The sequence below is a fragment of the Rhodobacteraceae bacterium M382 genome, from assembly GCA_025141015.1.
GTDB classification, from domain to species: domain Bacteria; phylum Pseudomonadota; class Alphaproteobacteria; order Rhodobacterales; family Rhodobacteraceae; genus Aliisedimentitalea; species Aliisedimentitalea scapharcae.
This window is the reverse complement of record CP081098.1, coordinates 4,108,291-4,125,319: the sequence shown is the minus strand read 5'-3', so window position 1 is coordinate 4,125,319 and position 17,029 is coordinate 4,108,291. Positions and strand designations below refer to the sequence as shown.

General features: G+C 58.6%; 16 protein-coding genes and 1 riboswitch. Of the genes, 8 read left to right on the top strand and 8 right to left on the bottom strand.

Annotation, left to right across the window (positions count from 1 at the left end):
- Positions 1-3 precede the first annotated feature (3 nt).
- Positions 4-561 (top strand): UbiX family flavin prenyltransferase, encoded by a 558-nt coding sequence (locus K3727_19080; protein UWQ93456.1) that lies wholly within the window; start codon positions 4-6, stop codon positions 559-561.
- Here K3727_19080 and K3727_19075 read toward each other — a convergent pair.
- Positions 556-1,446, bottom strand: coding sequence for a LysR family transcriptional regulator (locus K3727_19075; protein UWQ90830.1), 891 nt, complete (start codon positions 1,444-1,446; stop codon positions 556-558). The two genes, K3727_19080 and K3727_19075, sit on opposite strands and share 6 nt — an antisense overlap.
- 121 nt (positions 1,447-1,567) lie before the next feature.
- Here K3727_19075 and K3727_19070 point away from each other — a divergent pair, with 121 nt between their 5' ends.
- Both K3727_19070 and ltaE read left to right on the top strand, forming a co-directional pair.
- Positions 1,568-2,245 carry a hypothetical protein gene (locus K3727_19070; GenBank protein ID UWQ90829.1) on the top strand — a complete coding sequence of 226 codons (678 nt, stop codon included), beginning with the start codon at positions 1,568-1,570 and terminating at the stop codon, positions 2,243-2,245.
- A complete protein-coding gene (gene ltaE, locus K3727_19065; GenBank protein UWQ90828.1) occupies positions 2,242-3,294 on the top strand; it encodes a low-specificity L-threonine aldolase in 1,053 nt (350 codons plus the stop codon). The genes K3727_19070 and ltaE overlap by 4 nt, the downstream gene beginning before the upstream one ends.
- A 290-nt stretch (positions 3,295-3,584) precedes the next feature.
- Here the strand turns inward: ltaE and recR are convergent, their stop codons facing one another.
- From recR to K3727_19045, 4 genes are all read right to left on the bottom strand, one after another.
- Positions 3,585-4,181, bottom strand: a complete 597-nt coding sequence (gene recR, locus K3727_19060) for a recombination mediator RecR (GenBank protein ID UWQ90827.1) — start codon at positions 4,179-4,181, stop codon at positions 3,585-3,587.
- A gap of 475 nt (positions 4,182-4,656) precedes the next feature.
- Positions 4,657-5,001 (bottom strand): YbaB/EbfC family nucleoid-associated protein, encoded by a 345-nt coding sequence (locus K3727_19055; protein UWQ90826.1) that lies wholly within the window; start codon positions 4,999-5,001, stop codon positions 4,657-4,659.
- A gap of 208 nt (positions 5,002-5,209) precedes the next feature.
- On the bottom strand, positions 5,210-6,079 hold the full coding sequence (locus K3727_19050) for a TauD/TfdA family dioxygenase (GenBank protein ID UWQ90825.1): 870 nt from the start codon (positions 6,077-6,079) through the stop codon (positions 5,210-5,212).
- Positions 6,080-6,187: 108 nt separating this feature from the next.
- Entirely contained in the window at positions 6,188-7,969 is a 1,782-nt protein-coding gene (locus K3727_19045) for a DNA polymerase III subunit gamma/tau (GenBank protein ID UWQ90824.1), read from the bottom strand.
- 177 nt (positions 7,970-8,146) lie between these two features.
- Between K3727_19045 and K3727_19040 the strand changes: the two genes are divergently transcribed.
- Entirely contained in the window at positions 8,147-8,695 is a 549-nt protein-coding gene (locus K3727_19040) for a protein phosphatase (GenBank protein ID UWQ90823.1), read from the top strand.
- Positions 8,696-8,701: 6 nt separating this feature from the next.
- Here K3727_19040 and K3727_19035 read toward each other — a convergent pair whose 3' ends face one another.
- Complete coding sequence (locus K3727_19035; protein ID UWQ90822.1) at positions 8,702-9,106, bottom strand: hypothetical protein; 405 nt, start codon at positions 9,104-9,106, stop codon at positions 8,702-8,704.
- A 102-nt stretch (positions 9,107-9,208) separates the two neighbouring features.
- Positions 9,209-9,425: riboswitch (cobalamin riboswitch) on the bottom strand.
- An 18-nt stretch (positions 9,426-9,443) separates the two neighbouring features.
- Positions 9,444-10,025: a TetR/AcrR family transcriptional regulator gene (locus tag K3727_19030; GenBank protein ID UWQ90821.1), complete on the bottom strand. Its 582-nt coding sequence runs from the start codon at positions 10,023-10,025 to the stop codon at positions 9,444-9,446.
- Between the two features lie 80 nt (positions 10,026-10,105).
- On the opposite strand from K3727_19030, the gene K3727_19025 reads away from it, so the two are divergent.
- The gene (locus tag K3727_19025) at positions 10,106-10,972 is read left to right on the top strand and encodes an alpha/beta fold hydrolase (protein UWQ90820.1); all 867 of its coding nucleotides are present in this window, start codon (positions 10,106-10,108) and stop codon (positions 10,970-10,972) included.
- A 568-nt stretch (positions 10,973-11,540) separates the two neighbouring features.
- Here the strand turns inward: K3727_19025 and K3727_19020 are convergent.
- Positions 11,541-12,011, bottom strand: coding sequence for an Lrp/AsnC family transcriptional regulator (locus tag K3727_19020; GenBank protein ID UWQ90819.1), 471 nt, complete (start codon positions 12,009-12,011; stop codon positions 11,541-11,543).
- Positions 12,012-12,101: 90 nt separating this feature from the next.
- Between K3727_19020 and K3727_19015 the strand changes: the two genes are divergently transcribed.
- From K3727_19015 to K3727_19005, 3 genes are read left to right on the top strand one after another with little or no spacing between them, the layout of a single operon-like run.
- Positions 12,102-13,298 carry a methionine gamma-lyase gene (locus tag K3727_19015; GenBank protein ID UWQ90818.1) on the top strand — a complete coding sequence of 399 codons (1,197 nt, stop codon included), beginning with the start codon at positions 12,102-12,104 and terminating at the stop codon, positions 13,296-13,298.
- 52 nt (positions 13,299-13,350) lie between these two features.
- Positions 13,351-14,463: a glycine cleavage system protein T gene (locus K3727_19010; GenBank protein ID UWQ90817.1), complete on the top strand. Its 1,113-nt coding sequence runs from the start codon at positions 13,351-13,353 to the stop codon at positions 14,461-14,463.
- A gap of 18 nt (positions 14,464-14,481) precedes the next feature.
- The gene (locus K3727_19005; GenBank protein ID UWQ90816.1) at positions 14,482-16,866 is read left to right on the top strand and encodes a transketolase; all 2,385 of its coding nucleotides are present in this window, start codon (positions 14,482-14,484) and stop codon (positions 16,864-16,866) included.
- Positions 16,867-17,029: the final 163 nt, after the last annotated feature.

Genomic DNA, 17,029 nt, shown 5'->3' with positions numbered 1-17,029 from the left:
GCAATACGGGTTGTTCTGGGCATTTCTGGTGCGTCGGGGGCGGCGCTGGGTCTCTCTGTTGCCCGACAACTGGCGGGGCTGGATGTAGAAACTGAGCTGGTGATCAGCCCGGCTGGCAGGCGCACAATTGCTCTGGAATGTGGGGACGGAAGTTTTGAAAAATTGCGAGACTGCGTCGCCCGGCTGCATCCTGCGGGCGATGTAGGGGCGTCGATCGCCTCGGGTTCAGTTCCGGTCGCCGGGATGATCGTGGCCCCGTGTTCAATGCGCAGTCTGGCCGCCATTGCGAATGGGTTGGACGATAACCTTTTGACACGCGCCGCCGGGGTGCAACTGAAGGAGCGGCGTCGCCTGATCCTGTTGACACGCGAGGCACCGCTGACCCTGGCACATCTGCGCAACATGACGTCGGCAACCGAACTGGGGTCTATCATTCTGCCGCCGGTCCCGGCCTATTATCTGGGTCCGCTATCGGTGCAGGAGATAACGGACCAGATCGCAGCGCGTGCCATCGACCTGTTGGGGCTGGCCCCGCCTTTGGCGCGCAGCTGGGGCTCATGACGTTTCGGATCCCTGCGCCAGCAGCCAGCTCCGGGTCTTTTCGATCCGGTTGATCCCGACCTTGGCCTGTGGGGTCAATAGGTAATACGCGCTAGCGGGGTGGCTGACATGGGGGTGAACACGATGGAGCTGTCCGGTGTCCAACTCTCGCCGGACCAGGATTTCCGGCAGGATTGCGACACCATGCCCGTAACAGGCCGCGTCGATCAACATCTCGAACTGGCTGAACAGGGGGCCGGTCGGCGGAGCAGGCAATTCGGTTCCCTGGTCCCTGAACCAGATATCCCAGCTTAACGGGCGCGTGCGGTGCAACAGTGCCGGGAAATGCAAGAGATCAAAGGGGTCTTTTGCCGGGGCTGACAGCAGGCTGGGGGCGGCCACCGCAATCAGGCTTTCTGACATCAGGAAATCCACCCGGAACCCTGGCCAGGGCGGATCGCCCTGCACGATGGCAAGATCGACAACGCCTGCATCCACTCCGGCGTTGTTCAGATAAGTGATCGTGTTGACGGTCAGTCGCGGTTGGGTTTGCGCCAAACCGGCAAGGCGCGGCATCAACCAGCGGCTGCCCAGAGTCGGGTAGGTGCCGATGTTCAATGCGCCGTCCGGGTTGTCCCGCGTGCGCAGTCGATAGAACGTGGCTTCCAAAGCTTCGAGCTGAGGCGACAATTCGCCCAGCAGCATTTGACCGGCATCTGTCAGGCTGACCCGCTGGCGCACCCTATGAAACAGGGTTTGGCCCACCTGCGCCTCAAGCGACTGGATTTGTCGCCCCAGCGCGCTTTGCGACAGGTTCAACATCTGGGCTGCCTGGGTAAAGCTTTCCGTGCGGGCTGCTGTTTCGAAACACAGCAACGCGGTGATAGGTGGGATTTTGCGTCGCATGGGAATTCGGTCAGTTGTTGCGTTTGTTGCAATAAGTTATGCAAATTCTCGACTTTTTTCCACATTATTTGTGAGTATTTTGTCATGTAACGCAAAACCCAAAGGGCCGGAGCCTTTAAGCATGACTTTTGTTCCCACAATTCGCGACGCTGATGTCGACATGATCGCCAGCCAAATGTCCACCATGCCGGGAACCCAATCGGTTGCCCATTTCAAACCTGGCCCCGGGATCGAGCGGCTGGAGCTGAAATTCGATATCGAAAAGTTGCGCGGTGCGCTGGAGGAATGTCAGAGGCGCGAGGCGATGATGGGGCATATGCAGGATCAGGGATTTGCTGCCCTGCCGCTGACCCAACGCCCGGGGCAATCCGAATGGACCACCAATGATTTGTCGGGGCGATACTGGCTGCGTGGAGACGATCGCTATGTCGAAGAGCCCCGTGAGGATCTGGTGCCCGAGATCGATTTTTCCGAGTTCAATCCAAAATTTGCGGGAACCTATTTCGAGCACGTTCACCAGGAGCTGAGCAAACGCTTTCCTATCGGGCGGACCCGGATCCTGTCAAAGGGGTTGTACAACTGCAATTCCTGGCATCGAGACCCGGAACCGCGCCTGCACATCCCGATCATTTCGAACCCTGGATCGCTGTTCATCGTCAACCATCATGTGACGCATTTGCCAGCGGATGGGTCCGTGTATTTTACCGACACACGCGGCTATCATACCGCGCTGAATGGTGGTGAAACCCAGCGTGTGCATATCGTAGCGGCGTTGGCTTATGATCAGGTGACGGAATGAACCAATACGCGGGAATGACCCGAACAGACCGGGGCAACGCACCGGTCTGTGACTTGCGCAGTGATACGGTGACACAACCGGATGCAGGGATGCGTCAAGCCATGTACGAGGCCGAGCTCGGGGATGATGTCTATGGCGAAGATCCGCAGGTCAATCGGCTGGAAACCGAGTTGGCCGAAAGGCTGGGCAAGGAGGCCGGTCTGTTCCTGCCAACCGGGACGATGAGCAATTTGGTTGGATTGCTGGCCCATTGCGCACGGGGAGAGGAGATTATCGTCGGCACTGGGTACCACGTGTATGCCTACGAGGCCGCGGGGGCGTCGGTGCTGGGCGGGATTGCCCTTTGCCCGGTGCCGGTTCGGGCAGATGGGGCGTTGGATCCCGCGGTGATTTCCGGCGCAGTCCGGGATGATGATTCCCATCTGGCGGTCAGTCGCTTGGTGTCCCTGGAAAACACGCACAATGGTTTGGTTGTCCCATTGGCCGACATGTCGGCGTCAGCCCGAACCGCACGGTCACATGGATTGTCAGTGCATTTGGACGGAGCCCGTTTCTTCAATGCGATTGCGCAGCTTGGGTGTCGTGAGACGGAATTGGCCGGGTTGGTTGATACCGTGTCAATCTGCCTCTCCAAAGGTCTGGGCACACCGGCGGGATCCGTTTTGGTTGGGCCTCAGGATCTGATTGCGCAAGCGCGTCGCTGGCGCAAGATGCTGGGTGGCGGGATGCGCCAAGCCGGTGTTCTGGCGGCAGCGGGGTTGTATGCATTGAAACACAATGTGGAAGGTTTGAGTGAGGATCACGCGCGGGCCGATCGCATTGCTCAAACACTTCGAGAGTTGAAGGTCGGGACTGTGACACAGGCCACGAACATGGTGTTCTTCACCCCGACAGACGGTACGAACGACCCACTGCGTGCGCAGCTGGCCAAGCAGGGTGTTGTGTTGGGAGGTGGTTCAAACGGGGCAATTCGTATGGTTTTCCACAAGGATATTGACGACGTGGCAATGGAACGGGTCGAAGACGGCCTGCGGGCATTTTTTGCATAGGCGTGGATGCGCTGGTTGATGGCCAGTGTGAAAGGTACGTATAAGTGGTGCCAGGCATCATTTGGACGGGAAATTTGGCAAACTGGGGCTCCCGCCCGTCGTCGGGTTCCTGTCGGAACCTCTCCTCCCGTTGGGCCGGGCGCTTTGCGGGGCAAGCCCCGCAAAGCGCCCGGCGTGGCCCAAGACCAGCGACGACGCATCTTTGATGCTGCGTCAGGGCGCGGGAGCGCGTTGGCGGGGGGCAGGTTACAGGTTTTCCGGCAATGGGTGCGCACCAAACCCAGCTGAGGTCAAATCTCTTTTCGGGCTCTGAGAGCTGCGGTGATTGTGCCATCGTCCAGATAGTCGAGCTCGCCGCCGATGGGCACGCCCTGAGCCAGAGATGTCAGGCGAACCTGGGATTGCAGTTGATCCGCGATGTAGTGTGCCGTGGTCTGTCCGTCGACGGTTGCATTCAGTGCCATGATCACTTCGGAGATATCTTCGGAGATGACCCGGTCGAGTAATCGGGGGATCCGCAGTTCGTTTGGTCCGACTGAATCCAGTGCCGACAGGGTCCCACCAAGCACGTGGTACCGACCTTTGAATACCCCGGACCGTTCCATGGCCCATAGGTCGGCCACATCTTCGACGACGCAGAGTTCGCCCGTTGCGCGTTTGGGGTCTTCGCAGATATCGCAAATTTCCGAAGTCCCGACGTTTCCACAATTCAGGCACTCGCGCGCGCTGATTGCGACTTGGCTCATGGTGTCTGCGAGCGGTGTTAGCAGCAAAGCGCGCTTTCGAATGAGATGAAGCACCGCACGCCGGGCTGATCGGGGGCCTAATCCGGGAAGCTTGGCCATCAGGGCAATCAGGTTTTCGATCTCGTCGGTCGAACCGCTCATCCAAAAGTCTCCTGAGGCATGACGATCACCGCACGTCGTGATCGGGTTGGGCTTTTTTGATCATGGCTTGATTGCGTGACAAAGGAAATGGGTTGCGCTGGATCATCGGGGCTTGGGTGATATGATACCACGCTTGTATCGCTGGCGGATATTGCCGCGCACCTGGGGAAGCGTCTGACGGATCAGATGAGCGATGCGCTTCCGTCCAAATATTTCCCGGGATTTCCTGGGCCCGGCCTGGGTCCAGAAGAACCGCCAAAAGCCGATCTGCGCCTGTCTCTGAATGGGAAACATGCGTAGCAGGCTTGGCCCTCCCTAAGTCATCCAACCGCAATCCCGCGCAATTGGTCGACACGGACATCGACATTGGCCAAAACGCTAATCATGAAGACACGGGCGGTTGGCCTTCCAGGTTTCAGCCTGGCCCATCAGGGCCAGGGCCGTTCAATCCTGCAAATGCACAAGTCAGCCTTGATCAGAAGGGAAGCTTGATGTCCTTCGGCAGCCCCATGCTTTCGGTCAGGCGTGTCATTTCTTCCTGTGCTTTGTCTGCCGCTTTTGACTGTGCGTCTTTGATTGCGGCCAGGATCAGGTCTTCGACAACCTCCTTGTCGTCGCCGTTGAAGATCGAAGGATCAATGTCCAGACCTTTGAGCTCGCCTTTGGCGCTGGCTGTCGCTTTGACCAACCCCGCGCCGCTTTCGCCGACAACCATGACATTATGCAGTTCATCCTGCATCTGGGCCATTTTGGTTTGCAGCTCCTGGGCCGATTTCATCATCTTGGCCATGTCGCCAAGTCCACCGAGACCTTTTAGCATTGGGTCACTCCGTCAAAATTAGGTTGCCGATTAGATACGGGCAGGCGGCCTGATGTACAAGTGTTCTGCGCGTCCTCAGGCAGAACGTCGGCAAAGCTGGGCGGCGCTGGGCTCCCGTCGATCGTTCGATATCCGAGGAAGACAAAGCCGATTTTGTGCAGGGGTGAAAGTGGTTCGAGCCGCTCAACTTGGCCGCATACAAGCGCAGCTAGACTACTCGCACAGATGGGACTCCGTCGGCGTCCGTGGCAGAGCAACACAGGCTTTTGAGGCTGCGTTCCTGCGCGTAATCCCAGGGCCTGCCCCGATGCATCGTCGCGCGTTCGTCCCAGATCAGGACATCGCCGACCTGCCATTTGTGGCTGTAAACATAGTCGGCCTGAGTACAATGGGCGATGGCCCTGTCGATCAGCGCCTGTCCTTGTGCCAGTCCACAGCCTTCGATGGCAAAGGCGTGGCTCGCGATGAGCAGGGCTTCTTCGCCGGTCACCGGGTTTGGCCATACGGCACGCCAAGGGCGGTCAGGCCAACGTGTCATGCGGGGCAGGGTTGCCAGCTTTTCAGAGATGCGCGATCGGGAATGCGATAGGCGGTGCCAGATCACGGCGTCCCGCAATTGCGCTTTCAATTCTTCGGGCATCTCGGCCCAAGCAACCCGTGTCGAAGCGATTTCGGTCTCTCCACCGGTGTCCGGGACGACTTTGGCGGTGATGATATTGACCAGCGATGGGATCGGCAAAAAAGTGCTGTCGGTGTGCCACAACATGTTGGCCTGCAAATCCAGCAATCGTAGGTCGTGAGCTTCGCGCAAGCCTTTGGCCGTGCGGTTTGATAGCGCCGAGACCTCAAAAGCCACATCTGTACCCAAGGCCATCGACTCGCGGTTTTCCAGCGGGCCAAACAGGTGCCCCAACCGCGTGTGTTCCGCGTCTGACAGATCCTGCCCACGAAACAGCAGGGCCGAATGGGTTTCGAAGGCCTGGCGAATTTCTGGAAACAGGTGGTCGGCGGTAACGTCTGATAGATTGACGTCATGAAAAACCAACCCGAAACGGGGATGAAGCGGCGTGGTATGCATGATTCTGAACCCTGTCTTTTCGAGAACTATTCGCCAGGACGTCGATTCGACCAAGCCCAAATTCGAGGCAAGGCCAGAATGGGCTGATCCAGAGGCGCGCGGGGGTGATTACCCGTCCTCGAAGGGGTCCCATTCGTCTTCGACTTCGGGCAGGGCTTCGGCTTCGACTTCGGCCAGAATGTCCTGTGCGGATCGAATTTCCTTGATCCGGGCCTTGGGGAAGTTGACCAGAACGGCCTGCACTAGCGGGTGTTCTTCAGCTTCTGCGCGCAACGCGTTTTCAGCGGCGTCTTCGCGTTCGCGAATGGTGTCACCACCGCCCTGATTGACCACGATGACAGCCCAGCGGTTTCCAGTCCATCGTTGCAACTGTGCCCCGAGCCTTTGTGACAGATCAGCAGGGGCATCTTCGGTAGGTTGAAATTCTACGCGGCCGGGCTGGTACGAGGCCAAACGCACATAGCTTTCGACTTGGGCCAGCAATACGCCATCTCGATGTTTGCGGATCAATTCGATGACATGTTCGAAGGTGGGATAGCGGGCCAGAGCCAAGGCCGGATCGCCCGCCAATTCCGCCGTAGGTGCGCCCAATCCAGAGGCGACAGGTGTGCCACCGGTTGCTGCGGGTCCGCCGGCCTGCAGGTTGCCCATCGCAGACGGGGAGGAATATCCGCCATTGCCCCCAGGTGCAGCCATGCCGCCACCTGGATTCGGCGGGGGCGGAGGCGTGTCCTGCAGTCGGCGGATCAGCTCTTCGGGGCTGGGCAGGTCGGCCACATGGGTCAGCCGGATCACCGCCATTTCAGCTGCCATCATGGCGTTCGGCGCAGCGGCGACTTCCTCCAGGGCCTTGAGCAGCATCTGCCACATCCGTGTAAGAACCCGCATGGGCAGGGCTTCGGCCATCTGGCCGCCCCGGGCGCGTTCGTCGGGAGAGATCGTGGGATCTTCGGCGGCATCTGGGGTGATTTTGACCACAGACACCCAATGGGTGATTTCGGCCAGATCCCGCAGCACTGCCAACGGGTCGGCCCCTTCGGCGTATTGCGACCCCAGTTCAGTAAGCGCCCCGGCAGCATCGCCGCGTAGGATCATATCCATCAGGTCCAACACCCGGCCCCGGTCGGCCAGCCCCAGCATGGCCCGGACCTGATCGGCAGAGGTTTCGCCAGCTCCATGTGAAATGGCCTGATCCAGAAGCGATGTCGCGTCTCGGGCCGAACCTTCGGCGGCCCGCGTGATCAACGCCAACGCATCTTCTGCGATCTCGGCTTTTTCTGCGGCGGCGATCTTGCGCATCAGGGCGATCATGTCTTCGGGTTCGATGCGACGCAGGTCGAACCGCTGACACCGCGAGAGCACCGTGACGGGGACTTTGCGGATTTCGGTGGTGGCAAAGATGAACTTTACATGCGCAGGGGGCTCTTCCAGCGTCTTGAGCAGCGCGTTGAACGCGCTGGTCGACAGCATGTGAACTTCGTCGATAATATAGATTTTGTAGCGAGCCGAGGCCGCGCGATACCGCACCGAGTCAATGATCTCACGGATGTCGCCCACACCGGTGCGGCTGGCAGCGTCCATTTCCATGACGTCGACATGGCGTCCTTCCATGATCGCCGTGCAATGTTCGCATTGTCCGCAGGGTTCGGTTGTCGGGCCGCCGGTCCCATCGGGACCGATACAGTTCATTCCCTTGGCGATGATCCGTGCTGTCGTGGTTTTGCCGGTGCCCCGGATCCCGGTCATGATGAATGCCTGGGCAATCCGGTCCGCAGCAAAGGCATTCTTGAGTGTGCGCACCATCGCGCTTTGTCCGACCAGGTCGGCAAAGGTTTCAGGGCGGTATTTGCGGGCCAGCACTTGGTACTGGCTGGCGGTGTGATCAGTCATGCAATGCTCGCGCCGGGATTCGTGAGGTCAGGGTCGCCGCTCAGGGTACGGCGGTAGGCCCGTGACGTCCACCGGTCATAGGGGCCAAATGCCCGGTCCGCCGATTTCTCTTTGGGATCTCGCAAAGCTGCTGCACTATTGGCTCCCAAGGAGGCGATAGCAGGCTTGAGGCGACACATGCAGGCACAGGACAGTCAAGACGGTTCCCCGGATGCTGGCCACACAGGGCTGGTCATCCATGCGATTTCGGTCGCAGATGGGATTCTTGCGATCACCCAGCTGCCAGGGGCTTCGGGGTGTTACCAGACCGATATGAACCATATTCGTGAATGGAGACCGGGCCTGGTGATTTCAATGACCACTTATACGGAAATGGAGGCGGTCGGGGCGTCGGCCCTGGGGCAGGACGTGCAGCGTGCAGCCAGTCGCTGGGCGCATCTTCCGGTCGAAGATTTCGGTGCGCCGGGCCCCGGTTTTCTGGCCCGCTGGCCCGAGATCAGCCATATGGCCCGCAAGGCGCTGGTCGGTGGGGGGCGCGTGCTGGTGCATTGCAAGGGTGGGTGCGGCCGGTCCGGCATGGTTGCACTGCGGTTGATGATTGAATCGGGAGAGGTCCCGGCCCATGCACTGGCCCGGCTGCGCGCAGTGCGCCCGTGTGCGGTGGAAACCACCGAGCAAATGAATTGGGCGTATGGGGAGCGCAGGTTGCCCCACGCTCCGACCTGACAGGCGTCAGGGAACCGCCACCGAGAGAGCGGGCGTTGCGGGTTGAGCCGGTCGGGTTCGCGCCTGAAGCATGGCGCAGGGTGTATGCGCCGCACCGGGGGAGGCCATCGCACCGGTCATGTCAAACAATGCATCGGCAAAGCGATCAAGCGTGGCGTTCGCGGTATCGCCCGAGACCCCGCAAAACAACCGGATCTGGCCCTGTGTCGCCACAAAACGTGCCGTACAGACACGATCGCAGCCTTGGACATCCGCAGAACCGTCGATTTCAAAATCAGGCGATGTGGCTGCTCCGGCGCGATGTACCGCCTGGGTCAGTCGTTTGACGATCCGCGCAGCTGCCGGACAAGGGCGTCCGGTGTGCTGGCACAAGGTTGCAGCATAAGAATACGTTTTGTCAGTCCAGATCATAGCGCCCTCCGCGCAGTTGAACGGGTGGACCTGACAGGTGTTGCGATGTGGTATTGGCGCGTTGTGCCATCATCGAACCCTGCCCAGACACCCCGTCCAGGTACAAGTTTCAGTTCCGATGGCAGGTCTCCTGACTTGCGGGTCAAAACTTCCCCGATCCTTCCCACGCCGGATCTGGCGCAGTGGTGATCATTCGGGGTCGCTCGCCGCCTACAGTTGCGGGGGCAGTCGTGGACTGGGCCCTTTTCGGGGCCGCACCACATTCCCTTTTCATCCCGGCCACGTGAGCAACGCGGGAACCATCGGGTTCATCGCTAATGCCTGCGACCCCGCAGCGTCAAGCGGATTCGAAGTGGCACATCTGGTCTGGGAGGCGGCGCAGGATATCCGAATCGCGTTGGACCCGAGCCAATTGCCAGCCACCCTGCATCAGCAAATACAGGTTCTCAGCTGATCGGTGCGCCTGTTCGGGGGATTGTCCCAGACGCAGGGCGTGTTGTTCGACCTCGGTAATCCAGCCCTGAAACAGATGTGCTGCGTGGGTGTGAAAATCTTCGTTTTCCGGCCCTTCGAACAGGGTTGCAGAGACCGGGCAACCGCTCCACTTTCCGGCGCTATCAAACAATTTGGCGAGCTTGTGACACAGAGTCGTGGCCCCCGCTGCAAATGTATCCGCAGGGTCAAAACTGCTGGCGATCAACCGCAACATCTGGTCGGATGCCCAGGTGGCCGACGCCAACGCCAAGTCGGCCTTGCCGTTGGGAAAGTGGTGATACAGCGATCCCTTGGGTGCCTTTGCTTCGACCAGCAATTCATTCAATCCAACGCCATGATAGCCCCTGTTGCGGAACAGATTGGCCGCAGCTCGGATCAGGCGATCTTTGGTCGATAGCGGTTTTGGCGGCGTAACGTCAGTCATGGTGCCAGCTTGACAGAACTGGACCGATTGGTCCAGAGAGTGAGTAGACCAAACGGTCTAGTTCGAAAGCGGGGTGGAAGATGCGAGATTTGCAACCTGATGTCATGGAACAAGATGTCAGTTTTGATGCCGGTTCAAAACGCCTGCACGGCACCTTGTTCCGCCCCAAGGGCGATCCTGTTGCCGCCGTTGTCCTGAACCCGGCGACCGGCGCACCGCATGGCTTTTATCGACATTTTGCCCGTTGGTTGGTTACGGACCGCAATATGGCCTGTCTGACATATGATTACTCGGATTTTGGGGCTTCGGCCACGCGGCATCCGCGAGATTCGGATGCGACGATGTCCGATTGGGCGTTGGTTGATCAACCCGCGGCGCGGAATGCCATGCGCGATCTGCTGCCTGGCGTGCCAATTTGGGTGGTGGGACATTCACTGGGGGCGATGCTGATGCCTTTGCAAGACGGGCTTGAGGATGTGCAGCGCATGATCGGTGTCGCCAGCGGCCTGGTGCGCCACACGGACCACCCCTGGCCGTATCAGCTGTTTGCCCGGTTGTTCTGGTTTGGACATGCGCCAATGCTGGTGAAGATGCTGGGGTACCTGCCGGGGCGGGTGGTCGGTTTCAACGTGGACCTTCCATCGGGTGTCTATTGGCAGTGGCGCAGGTGGTGCACGAAACCCAAGAGTTACTTGCCAGAAATGGGGCAAGGGTTGCCGGTCGCTGATTGGTCCCGGTCAGGTGCGCCGGTCTCGCTATTTGCCTTTGACGATGACGAAACGATTCCGCCGAAATGTGTTGCCCGCCTGCAGGATGTATATGGCCCCGAAAAAACCAAGTGTACGACCGTTGTGCCGTCGGATTTTGGTCTGTCCAAAATCGGCCATATGGGGGCTTTTGCCCGTGCTTCCGCTTCTCTGTGGCCCACGTTGATTCCGCAGGCGTGATGGATCACCAGTTCGCAATGTCAGATCGTGCACAACGGTAAAATATTTTAAAACAATAGATTGGGCGGACATTTGTCGCCGTGTTATCGGCCAAAGAATGGACCTTCTGAGGTTGCGTTTCGACAAGTCTCCAAGAAGCTGTTCAACTGACCCAGGTTTTGAGAGCCTTGCTGCAATTTGGAGATGAGAGCCATGTCTTGAGATCGCTTGCTGCCATTTCGACTGGGAGGGGGCGCTCCCCCAAACCCAAGTAGACACGACCAGAGCGCTGAATTGCCTGCACGATTTTGAGAAAAGGCGGACTCCGGCCGTTCGCCGTGATTTGAACCACAGCCTGCTATGCGGACAAAGCGGACTTGTGCATCTGCCGCGATCGCTAACGCAGCATATGGTCGTAGGTGCAGAGTCACTGATGCTAAGCCAGAGATTATAACACTAAAGAGGTCGTTCTTTTTTGCGGGCCGACCTATCCTGCAAGACCATTGCGTTGCTCGTGTCACTTCGACAAATGCCGAGCCTTGCTGCAGTGGCATGGTAGATCAACAGCTACCTTATTCGGGAGCTTCATCTAAATCGGAAATGCGGCTGCTTCTTTTACAACGCCATAGGCAAATCGCGTATCGATAGAGGCCAGACCGCCAATGCGCTGCAACCTGTCGCGGACGAAGTGCTCGTACCGCTCCAGATCGGCCACGGCGACGCGCAATTGATAATCCGCTTGGCCAGCCATGACATGGCAGTCGAGCACTTCATCCATTCGCATGACTTCGCCTTCAAAGCGATTAACGGTGTCCTCGTCGTGCCTTTCAAGCCGGACGTTCACAAAGGCCGTCACAGCAAGCCCATAGGCTTTGGCATCCACCCGGGCACTGTATCCCCGGATAATTCCAGCCTTTTCAAGGTTCTTCACCCGCCGCAGACAGGGCGATGGGGAGAGGTTGACCGCCTCGGCGAGATCTTGGTTCGTAATCCGGCCATTCCTTTGAAGGGCGCGGATAATCTGGCGATCTTTGTTATCTAAATTGCTCATTCTTGGCATAATCTGCTAAAGATTGAGAAAAACAAGCCATATTTGGCGACTTTTGCTCTTTGCGTCTTGGTAAAGTCACCAGAACAAAGGAGAGCCAAAATGACTCAAGGATTTGCAACCCGTGCCATCCACCTGGGATATGATCCAAAAGATAACGAAGGTGCGTTGACCCCCCCATTGCATCTGGCCTCGACCTTTGCGTTCGAGACCGCCGAAGCAGGCGGCGAGATTTTCGCCGGAGCGCGTGAGGGGTATTTCTACTCCCGTATTTCGAACCCTACGCTTGACCTTTTGGAACAGCGCATCGCGTCGCTTGAAGGGGCCGAAGCGGGGCTTGCCTTGGCCTCGGGCATGGGTGCGATCACGGCAACGCTTTGGACGTTGCTCAGCCCCGGTGACGAATTGATCGTCGACAAGACGCTTTACGGTTGCACGTTTGCATTCATGAACCATGGGCTGGCCAAGTTCGGGATCAAGGTTACCCATGTGGATTTGAGCGACCCGGAGAACCTTACCAAGGCCATCAGCAGCAAAACCCGGATCGTTTATTTCGAGACGCCGGCCAACCCCAACATGCGGCTGGTGGACATTGAAACTGTTGCCAGAGTCGCGCATGCCAGCGGCGCCACCGTGATCGTCGACAATACCTATGCGACGCCCTACATCACGCGCCCGATTGATCACGGCGCGGATATTGTGCTGCATTCGGCAACCAAATATCTGGGCGGGCACGGAGATCTGGTGGCGGGACTTGTCGTGGGTACAGCAGAGCAGATTTCCGAGATCCGTTTGGTTGGCATGAAGGATATGACAGGGGCCGTCATGGCACCGTTTAATGCCTTGCTGGTCCAGCGCGGTCTTAAGACGCTGGCGCTGCGGATGGAACGGCATTCGGCTACGGCAATTCAGGTTGCCAATTGGCTCGAAAGCCACCCGGATGTGGGTGTGGTCAGCTACCCGGGCCTGCCGTCATTTGGGCAACATAACATTGCTCAAAAACAGATGTCCTTGCCCGGTGGCATGATCGCTTTTGAGATGAAAGGCGGGATCGAAGCGGGGCGGGCCCTGATGAATGGTCTTACAATGATCCAGAGGGCGGTATCTTTGGGGGATGCCGAGACATTGATCCAGCATCCGGCATCAATGACACACTCGACCTACTCACCAGAAGAACGCAGCGCTCATGGAATCAGTGACGGATTGGTGCGTCTGTCCATTGGGTTGGAAGACCCCGAGGATATTCTCGACGATCTGGATCAGGCCTTGTCCTTGCGGCGCGTGGCCAAGGCAGTCTGATACTGCTCTTCGTCATAATTACCGAGAAAAACACCCTTGCGGGAGGACCCCTATGACACATCACATCGGCATCGGCCCGAACCTGCGCAAATCAGCGTATTTTGACGCGACCGTGCGCGATGGCGTGCGCAGCTTTTCGGTCTACAACCACATGCTCATCCCGGGTCACTTTGGTGATCCGGAAGCGGAATATGACCGCCTGTTGAACGGCGTCGCCATGTGGGATGTCGCGGCACAACGGCAGGTGCAACTGCAGGGGCCCGATGCGGGTAAGCTGGCGCAGTATCTGACGCCACGCAAACTGAGCAAGACAAAGATCGGTCAGGGTCGCTATGTGCCGCTTTGCGACCATGATGGGTGGCTGATCAACGACCCGGTCCTGCTGAAACTGAAGGAAGATCTCTATTGGTTGTCTGTGGCAGACAGCGACATTCATCTTTGGACCGCCGCCATCGGGCGGGAGCGCGGATGGGATGTCGACGTGAGCGAGCCCGATGTTTCACCGCTCGCGATACAGGGACCACGGGCCGAGGATGTGACCGCCAAGCTTTTTGGCCCACACATCCGGGATTTCAAATATTTCGGCTTTGCCCAGACAGTGCTGGACGGCATCCCGCTGGTTCTGGCACGCTCTGGGTGGTCGAAACAGGGCGGGTTCGAGCTGTATCTGCAAGACAGCCGGCACGGTAACGCCCTTTGGGACAAGGTCAAAGAGGCGGGTCGGGAATTCGACATCGGCCCAGGAGCCCCGAATGACACCGAGCGTCTGGAAAGCGGTCTGATTTCCTATGGTGCAGATATGCGTTTGCAGACACATCGTGCCAATCCGTTCGAGATGGGGATGGGCGCGTTGGTTGATCTGACTGGCGGTCACGATTTTGTCGGCAAGGCCGCGCTGGCGCGGATTACAGAAGAAGGTGTTGTCCGCGCCCGAATAGGGCTGGTCATCGACGGCCATCCGACACCGCCGGGCCATCAAGTGCCCCTCCGGCTGAACGGGGATGAGGTCGGTTACGTCAGTGAGTTTGCCTTTTCCAAGCGGCTTGGCGCGACTATCGGCGTGGGCCTGATGCGCGCGGATCTGGTAGGCACCGACCAACCGCTCTGCGTTGGCGTGGGGTCGATGGAATACTCCGCCAAACTCTCCGAACTCCCCTTCGTCTGAGCGGAAAGGTCCAGCAACATGGCACATATTCAGGCACAACACCTTAAAACGATCGAACAGCGGCTGCTTTGGCTGTCGCACTGGATGATCCACAATGCCAACCACATCCGCCCCAAGGCAGATGGCATCAAGGTGGGGGGACATCAGGCCAGTTCTGCGTCGATGGTATCGATCATGACGGCGCTGTATTTCTCGGCTCTCAAACCCCAGGATCGTGTGGCGGTCAAGCCCCATGCAAGCCCGGTGTTCCATGCGATCCAATACCTGATGGGCAATATGGATCGCGAGCGAATGGAGAATTTCCGTGGGTTTGGCGGAGTTCAGAGCTATCCAAGCCGCACCAAGGATGTTGACGATGTGGATTTCTCCACCGGCTCTGTCGGGCTGGGCGTGGCAATCACCTCGCTCGCTTCTCTGGTGCAGGACTATATCGCAGCCAAGGCGTGGGGCAGGGATATCATCCAAGGCCGCATGGTCGCGCTTGTTGGGGATGCCGAACTTGACGAAGGCAATATCTACGAGGCCCTGCAGGAAGGGTGGAAAAATGATCTGCGCAATTGCTGGTGGATCATTGACTACAACCGTCAATCCCTTGATGGGATCGTGCGCGGCGGCCTGTTCGAGCGGGTAGAGAAGATCTTTGACGCCTTCGGCTGGCAAGTTGTGCGGGTCAAACATGGCACCTTGCAACGTGCGGCCTTTAATGAGCCTGGCGGTGATGCCTTGCGCAGTTGGATCGATGATTGCCCCAATCAGGATTATTCTGCGCTGACCTATCAAGGCGGTGCCGTTTGGCGGCAACGGCTGATGGATGATCTGGGCGATCAGGGTTCTGTGACTGCGCTTTTGGACAAACGCAGCGATGATGAGCTTGCCGCGCTGATGGAAAACCTCGGTGGCAACTGTGTTGAGACGATGGCCGAGACATTTGCCAGCATCGACCATGATCAGCCGGTTTGTTTTCTTGCCTATACCGTCAAGGGTTGGGGCACGCCGATTGCCGGACACAAAGACAACCACGGTGGTCTGATGACCAAGGCGCAGATGGCGGGATGGCAGGCCCAAATGGGCGTGCCCGAAGGTCAGGAATGGGAACCGTTTGCGGCGGTGAAAGACACATCCGCTTTGCAATCCTTTTTGGACAAGACCCCCTTCTTTGCCAAAGGAACGCGGCGATATGCGGACGCAAAACTACCGGTTCCAACGATCGACTTTGCCGCTGATCGAGAGATTTCGACCCAAGCCGCGTTCGGAAAAATCCTAAATGATTTGGGCAAAGTGGACAGTGCGCTGGCCGCCCGCATCATGACCACATCGCCGGATGTCACGGGCACAACGGGTCTGGGGGCTTGGGTGAATCGGCGCAAGCTCTTCTCACGTTCGGAACAGGCAGACGCCTTCATTGAACACCGCATCCCATCGACCGCGAAATGGAACTTTGCGCCCGACGGCCAACATGTGGAACTGGGCATCGCAGAGATGAACCTCTTTCTGTTGCTGGGGGCTGCGGGCCTGTCCCATTCTCTGTTTGGCAAGCGGATCATACCCATTGGTACCGTCTATGACCCCTTTGTTCACCGTGGCCTCGATGCGCTAAACTATGCTTGTTATCAGGATGCACGGTTCATGATCGTTGGTACGCCATCGGGCGTGACCCTGGCACCAGAGGGTGGCGCGCACCAATCCATCGGCACGGCTCTGACAGGCATGGCCCAAGATGGGTTGGCCAGTTTCGAGCCTGCGTTTGCCGATGAACTGGCGGTCATCATGGAATGGGCATTCGATTACATGCAGCGGGATGGTGACGGCGATCCCGATGAGCGCACATGGCTGCGCGATGAAACGGGCGGCTCTGTCTATCTGCGTTTGACGACCGCACCGCTTGAACAACCTGGAAAACGCGTGGATGACTCGTTTCGGCAGGGGGCAGTTGATGGGGCCTATTGGCTTCGCAGGCCGGGGCCGAGTTGCGATGTTGTTATCGCCTATCAAGGGGCTGTGGCCCTAGAGGCGATCGCAGCTGCTGGACAATTGTCTGAAGCGCGCCGTGATGTAGGTGTCCTGGCCGTGACGTCTGCGGACCGGCTGAACGCGGGTTGGACGGCGGCGCAGCGAGACCGGGCGCGTGGTAACGCGTCTGCGCAATCCCATATCGAAACCTTGCTGGGGGATTTGCCGAACTCCTGCTCGATTGTCACAGTGATGGACGGTCACCCTGCCACGCTCGGTTGGCTGGGGTCTGTTGCAGGTCACCGCGCCATCTCACTCGGCGTAGAACACTTCGGCCAGACGGGGTCGATCCAAGATCTCTATCGCCACTACGGCATCGATCGGCGGGGCATCCTGACTGCTGTGGAGGGGCTTACGGTGGGGCGGCGTGTTCCCTTGCAGTCTGTCGTCTGATCAATTGAAAGGACACAGCATGGTTTTTCTTGGGGACGTTTGCGCGGCGGATGTCGCCGCGATCGCCAATGAAACTCTGCTCTACCCCTTCATCAGAAGGTGGAGCCGACCCCCGTCGCAGCAGGATATCACCGCATAGCGCGACAACGGACAAGATCGCAAA

Excerpts from the sequence above, each read along its gene's own strand:
- K3727_19035 (UWQ90822.1), bottom strand. The coding sequence starts at position 9,106 with ATGATCTGGACTGACAAAACGTATTCTTATGCTGCAACCTTGTGCCAG.
- K3727_19010 (UWQ90817.1), top strand. The coding sequence starts at position 13,351 with ATGACACATCACATCGGCATCGGCCCGAACCTGCGCAAATCAGCGTAT.
- K3727_19040 (UWQ90823.1), top strand. The coding sequence starts at position 8,147 with ATGCAGGCACAGGACAGTCAAGACGGTTCCCCGGATGCTGGCCACACA.
- recR (UWQ90827.1), bottom strand. The coding sequence starts at position 4,181 with ATGAGCGGTTCGACCGACGAGATCGAAAACCTGATTGCCCTGATGGCC.
- K3727_19055 (UWQ90826.1), bottom strand. The coding sequence starts at position 5,001 with ATGCTAAAAGGTCTCGGTGGACTTGGCGACATGGCCAAGATGATGAAA.
- K3727_19075 (UWQ90830.1), bottom strand. The coding sequence starts at position 1,446 with ATGCGACGCAAAATCCCACCTATCACCGCGTTGCTGTGTTTCGAAACA.
- K3727_19045 (UWQ90824.1), bottom strand. The coding sequence starts at position 7,969 with ATGACTGATCACACCGCCAGCCAGTACCAAGTGCTGGCCCGCAAATAC.
- ltaE (UWQ90828.1), top strand. The coding sequence starts at position 2,242 with ATGAACCAATACGCGGGAATGACCCGAACAGACCGGGGCAACGCACCG.
- K3727_19050 (UWQ90825.1), bottom strand. The coding sequence starts at position 6,079 with ATGCATACCACGCCGCTTCATCCCCGTTTCGGGTTGGTTTTTCATGAC.
- K3727_19070 (UWQ90829.1), top strand. The coding sequence starts at position 1,568 with ATGACTTTTGTTCCCACAATTCGCGACGCTGATGTCGACATGATCGCC.
- K3727_19005 (UWQ90816.1), top strand. The coding sequence starts at position 14,482 with ATGGCACATATTCAGGCACAACACCTTAAAACGATCGAACAGCGGCTG.
- K3727_19025 (UWQ90820.1), top strand. The coding sequence starts at position 10,106 with ATGCGAGATTTGCAACCTGATGTCATGGAACAAGATGTCAGTTTTGAT.
- K3727_19015 (UWQ90818.1), top strand. The coding sequence starts at position 12,102 with ATGACTCAAGGATTTGCAACCCGTGCCATCCACCTGGGATATGATCCA.
- K3727_19020 (UWQ90819.1), bottom strand. The coding sequence starts at position 12,011 with ATGCCAAGAATGAGCAATTTAGATAACAAAGATCGCCAGATTATCCGC.
- K3727_19030 (UWQ90821.1), bottom strand. The coding sequence starts at position 10,025 with ATGACTGACGTTACGCCGCCAAAACCGCTATCGACCAAAGATCGCCTG.